Annotated in this window: 5 protein-coding genes; all 5 read left to right on the forward strand. The window is 74.3% G+C overall.

Annotation, left to right across the window (positions count from 1 at the left end):
* Nucleotides 1-1,071, forward strand: a 1,071-nt coding sequence (locus ACJ73U_RS42580; RefSeq protein WP_407783472.1) for a serine hydrolase domain-containing protein, incomplete at its 5' end; no start/stop codon positions are given.
* 10 nt (nucleotides 1,072-1,081) lie between these two features.
* The gene (locus ACJ73U_RS42585; protein ID WP_407783473.1) at nucleotides 1,082-2,428 is read left to right on the forward strand and encodes an acyltransferase domain-containing protein; all 1,347 of its coding nucleotides are present in this window, start codon (nucleotides 1,082-1,084) and stop codon (nucleotides 2,426-2,428) included.
* Nucleotide 2,429: 1 nt separating this feature from the next.
* The gene (locus ACJ73U_RS42590) at nucleotides 2,430-3,587 is read left to right on the forward strand and encodes an acyl-CoA dehydrogenase family protein (RefSeq protein WP_407783474.1); all 1,158 of its coding nucleotides are present in this window, start codon (nucleotides 2,430-2,432) and stop codon (nucleotides 3,585-3,587) included.
* On the forward strand, nucleotides 3,584-4,819 hold the full coding sequence (locus ACJ73U_RS42595; protein ID WP_407783475.1) for a hypothetical protein: 1,236 nt from the start codon (nucleotides 3,584-3,586) through the stop codon (nucleotides 4,817-4,819). Before ACJ73U_RS42590 ends, ACJ73U_RS42595 begins: the two co-directional genes overlap by 4 nt.
* Nucleotides 4,816-5,308, forward strand: a 493-nt coding sequence (locus ACJ73U_RS42600; RefSeq protein ID WP_407783476.1) for a 3-hydroxyacyl-CoA dehydrogenase family protein, incomplete at its 3' end; no start/stop codon positions are given. The genes ACJ73U_RS42595 and ACJ73U_RS42600, both read left to right, overlap by 4 nt.

Raw genomic sequence — 5,308 nt, forward strand, 5'->3', positions numbered from 1 at the left:
CTGGCCGGGCACTGCCGCGACGAGCTCACCGCGCAGGGCGCGGCACCCGCCGAGCGGCGCGACGCCGACCGGGTGCGCAACGGGCTCTTCCCGCACAGTCCCGTGCTGCTCACCCCGATGGCACGCCACCGGGCGCCCGGCGTCGGCGTGGCACTCCTGGACGGCGACCGGATCACCGGGTGGGGGCAGGGGGTGACCGGCGGCGAGCACCCGGCGCCGGTCACCGAGGACACCCTGTTCCCGGCCTGCTCGGTGAGCAAGCAGGTGACCACCCTGGCCGTGCTCCGGCTGGTGGCGGAGGGCGTGCTCGACCTCGACACCGACGTGCGGCGCTACCTCACGTCGTGGCGGGTGCCCGACGGCGACCCGATCACCCTGCGCGCACTGCTCAGCCACACCGCCGGCCTCACCGCGGGCGCCTGGCACGACTACCCGCGCACCGGTCCCGTGCCCGGCCTCGGGTCCGTGCTGGACCGGGTCGTGCGCGACCGCCCGGCCGGCAGCGCCTTCCACTACTCCAACGCCCACTTCGCGGTCGTGCAGCGGGTGCTGGCCGACGTCACCGGCCGGGAGACCGCGGAGCTGCTCCGCTCGCTCGTGCTCGACCCGCTCGACATGCGCGACAGCGGCTTCACCCCGCGGTTCGCGGAGTCCCGGCCGGTGGCGCACGGCCACGACCGCCACGGCCGGCCCTTCCCCGGCGGGTGGCGGGTCAACGCGGAGCTGGCCGGCAGCGGGCTGTGGAGCACCCCGGCCGACCTCGCCAAGGTCGGCCGCGAGGTGGTCCGGGCCGCGTCCGGGGAACCGGCCGCGTTCCTGAGCCGTGAGCTGGCCGAGCTGATGGTCACCCCGGTCATGGCCGGCTACGCCCTCGGGACCGCCACCGCCCGCGGCGACGGCGCGCGCTGGTTCGGCCACCCCGGCGACCGCCGGTCGCACCAGGCGTTCACGGCCACCGACCTGGAGACCGGGACCGGCCTGGTGGTCATGGCGAACCTGGGCGGGGAGACCCCGTTCCTCGCCGACGTCGTCACCCAGCTGCGGCTCGGCATCCACTACCTGATCGCCTGAGGGGGCCACAGTGGACACAGAAGCGCGGCGGCACCACCTGGTGCCGATCTCCGCCGGCACGCCGCAGGAGCTGCGCCGCGTCGCGACGGGCTTGGCCGACGACCTCGCGCGACGCCCCGCGGCGCCGCTCGCCGAGCTGGCCATGGCCGCGGCCACCCGGCAATCGGACGGCCCGTACCGGCAGGCGGTCGTGGCCGCCGACACCACCGAGGCGGTCCGGCTCCTGCGCCGGCTCCCCACGGTCGCCGACACCGCCGCCGACACCCCCGTCGACACCGCGACCGGGCGGCCGGTCGTGTTCCTGTTCCCGGGCGTCGGCGACCACTACGCCGGGATGGGCCGGGACCTGTACCGGTGCGAGCCGGAGTTCCGGTACTGGCTGGACCGGTGCGCCCGGGTGCTCACCGAGCAGACCGGCACCGACCCCCGTGCCGCGCTGTACGCCGAACCGCCCGCCCGTCCCGACGCCGTCCACGACAGCGGCATCGACCTGGCCCGGCTGCTGGGCCGGGGCGACCCCGACGAGGACGGCCCGCTCGACCGGACCCGGGTGGCCCAGTCGGTCGTGTTCGCCGTGGAGTACGCGTTGGCGCGGCTGCTGGCCGGCTGGGGGATCGTGCCGGCCGCGATGGGGGGCTACAGCATCGGCGAGTACGTGGCCGCGACCGTCGCGGGGGTCCTGGCTTTGGAGGACGCGCTCGTCCTGGTCGCCAGGCGCGCGGCGCTGATCGAGACCCTGCCGCCCGGCGCCCTCGTCTCCGTGCTGCTGCCACCGGCCCGGCTCGCGGAGTACCTCGACGACGAGCTGTGGCTCGCCGCGGTCAACGGGCCCGAGCTGTGCGTGGTCGGCGGGGCGCCGCACGCCGTCGAGCGCCTGGAGAAGCGGCTCACCGCCGCCGGGGTCGCCAACCTGCGTGCCCGCACCCGGCACGCGTTCCACACCGAGCTGATGGCCCCGGTGTCCGAGCCGCTCGCCGCGCTCGTCGGCACGTTCTCGCTCAGCCCACCAGCCATCCCGTTCCTGTCCAACGTGGACGGCACGTGGATCACCGACGAGCAGGCCACGAGCCCCGACTACTGGGCGCGGCACCTGCGCCGGACCGTGCGGTGCCACCACAACCTCACGGAGCTGTGGCGCCGGCCCGGCGCGGTCGCGCTCGAGGTGGGGCCCGGGCAGATGCTCGGCGGTCTCGCCGCGCAGCACCCCGACGCACCCCGCCACCCACCCGTGTTCGCGACCCTGCCGGGCGCCGGGCGCCAACCGGACACGGCCGCGGTCCTCGGCGTGGTCGGCGAGCTGTGGCGGCTCGGTGTGCCGGTGGACTGGCCCGCGCTCTGGCGCGAAGAGAGGCGATGACATGGACTTCGCACTGACCGAGGAGCAGACCGCGCTGCGGGCGCGGGTGCTCGCGTTCGCCCGGGAACGCATCGGCGGCAAGGTCGCCGAGCACGACCGGGACGAGACGTTCGACGAGGACGGCTGGCGCGTCTGCGCCGAGTTCGGCGTGCTGGGCTGGGCCGTCCCGGTCGAGTACGGCGGGGCCGGGTACGACCCGCTCACCACCGCCATCGCCTGCGAGGCGCTCGGCCAGGGCTGCCGCGACAACGGCCTGGTCTTCGCCGTGGAGAACCACCTGTGGGCGTGCACGATCTACCTGCTGCTGCACGGGACCGCCGAGCAGAAGGCCGCCTTCCTGCCCCGGCTCGCCGACGGCACGCTGGTCGGCGCGCACGCGCTGACCGAGCCCGAGGCCGGCTCGGACGTGCTGTCGCTGCGGACCCGCGCGGTCCGCGAAGGCGACCACTACCTGCTCACGGGCACGAAGTGCTTCATCAGCAACGGCCCCCGCGCGGACCTGTACGTGGTCTTCGCGCGGACCGGCGAGTCCGGCGGCCAGCGCGACCTCTCCGCGTTCCTGGTGCCACGGGACACCCCGGGCCTCGAGGTCCGCCGCACGATCAGCAAGGCCGGTCTGCGCGCCACCCCCATGGGTGAGCTGGCGTTCGACGAGTGTCCCGTCCCCGCCGCGAACCTGCTGGGCGCCGAGGGCGCCGGCTACGCCCTGTTCACCTCGACCATCGAGTGGGAGCGCGGGTTCATGGCGGCCACCCAGATCGGCCGCGCGCAGCGGATCCTCGACGACTGCGTCACCTGGGCGGGCGAGCGCGTGCAGTTCGGCCGGACCATCGGGTCCTACCAGGCGGTGTCGCACCGGCTGGCGGACATGCGGGTGCACATCGAGCTGGCGCGGCTGCTGCTGTACAAGGTGGGCTGGCTCAAACAGCAGGGGCGCATGGCGTTGCTGGAGTCCGCGATCCTCAAGCTGTTCACCAGCGAGAGCCTGCTGACCACCGCGCTGGACGCGGTGCGGGTGCACGGCGCCCGCGGCTACGTCGCCGACCTGCCGTTCGAGCGGGAGCTGCGGGACGCGCTCGGCAGCGCCATCTTCGGCGGTACCTCCGACATCCAGCGCAACGTGATCGCGAGCCTCATCGGCGTGGCGGGGGCGTCATGACGGCGCACCTCGAACCGGCGCTCTCGGACCACGTGCTCGTTCTCGACCCGCCGCTGCGGGGGGAGCTGGCCGAGGAGCTCGCCAGGCGGGTCTACTTCGCCGCCGCCGAGATCCGGGACTTCCAGCTCGTCGTGGTGGCCGGTCTGGTCACCGCCGTGCGGGTCACCGTGTCCGGCGCGGTGCCGCCGGAGGTGCTCGCGGACAAGCTGAACTCGCTGGTGCGCGACGAGGTCGCGCCGCAGCTCGTGCGGGAACCGAAGGTGGTGTGGCGGTCGGCGACCCACCGCGAGCCGCCCGCCGGCATGTTCGACCGGCTGGTCGCCGCGGGTGTCGCCTACCCGGTCGGCGAGGGGCAGGTCGCGCTCGGCGAGCCGCTGCTCGGCCTGATGGACGACCTGGACCGGGTGCTCCGCGCGATTGTGGTCGAGGAGTACGGCGGCACCGAGTACCGCTACCCGACGCTCATCCCCGTCGGCGTGCTGGAGCGGTGCGGCTACCTCACGTCCTTCCCGCAGCACGCCATGTTCGCGACCCGGCTGCGGTCCGATGTGGACGTCTACCGGGAGTTCGCGGCCGACGCGGCGACCGGTCCCGGGATCGGCGACCGGGTCCTCGACCGGTGCGCCGGCGTGGACCACTGCCTGCCCCCCACGATGTGCTACCACACCTTCAACCAGTTCGGCGGCGCGGTCCTGCCCGCGGAGCTGTCGGTGTTCACCGCGCGGGGCAAGTCCTTCCGCCACGAGGCCCGCTACCACCGGACGCTCGCCCGGCTGTGGGACTTCACCATCCGGGAGATCGTCTTCCTCGGCACGCGCGAGCAGGTGCTCGACGCGCGGGAGCGGTTCCTCGCCAGGATCACCGCGCTCGCCGGCGACCTGGGCGTGTCCGGCCGGTGCGAGGTGGCCAACGACCCCTTCTTCGGCAACGCCGACAGCGGGGCGCAGGCGAGCTCCCAGCGCCTGCTGGAGCTGAAGTACGAGCTCCAACTGGATCTCGCGCCGGACGACGCGGTCGCGGTCGGGTCGTTCAACTTCCACGAGCGCCGCTTCGGTGAGGCCTTCGACATCTCACTGGCCGGCTCGACCGGCGCCGCGTTCAGCGCCTGCGCCGGCTTCGGGCTGGAACGGTTCGCGTTCGCCCTGGTCTGCCAGCACGGACCCGACCTCGCCACCTGGGCGCCGGCCGTCCGCCGCGCGCTGGCGGACCCACGGAAAGGGAGCAGTTCATGATCACACACGTCGGTGTCGTCGGCGCCGGCACCATGGGGGTCGGCGTGAGCCAGGCCTTCGCCGCGGCCGGTCTGGTGGTCACGCTGGTGGACAACGACCAGCGCGCCCTGGACCGGGCCCGCGAGCGGATCGCGCTCGACGCCCGCATGGCCGCCCTGTACGCCCCCGGCGCGCCGGGGGCGGACGAGGTCGCCGCGCGCATCACCCGCACCACCGACCCCGCCGGCCTCGCCGACGCCGGGTTCGTCGTCGAGAACGTCACCGAGAAGACCTCGGTCAAGCAGGAGGTCTACCGCCGGCTCGACGCGATCTGCGCGCCGGCGTGCGTGTTCGGCGTGAACACCTCGGCCATCCCCATCACCCGCGTCGCCGGCTGGACGCACCGGCCGGACCGGGTGATCGGCACCCACTTCATGAACCCCGCCCAGCTCAAGCCGCTGGTCGAGGTGATCAGGGGCTTCCACACCTCGGCGGAGGTCGTCAAGGCCA

Origin of the sequence: Actinophytocola sp. (assembly GCF_045807065.1) — a bacterium.
GTDB lineage: Bacteria > Actinomycetota > Actinomycetes > Mycobacteriales > Pseudonocardiaceae > Actinophytocola.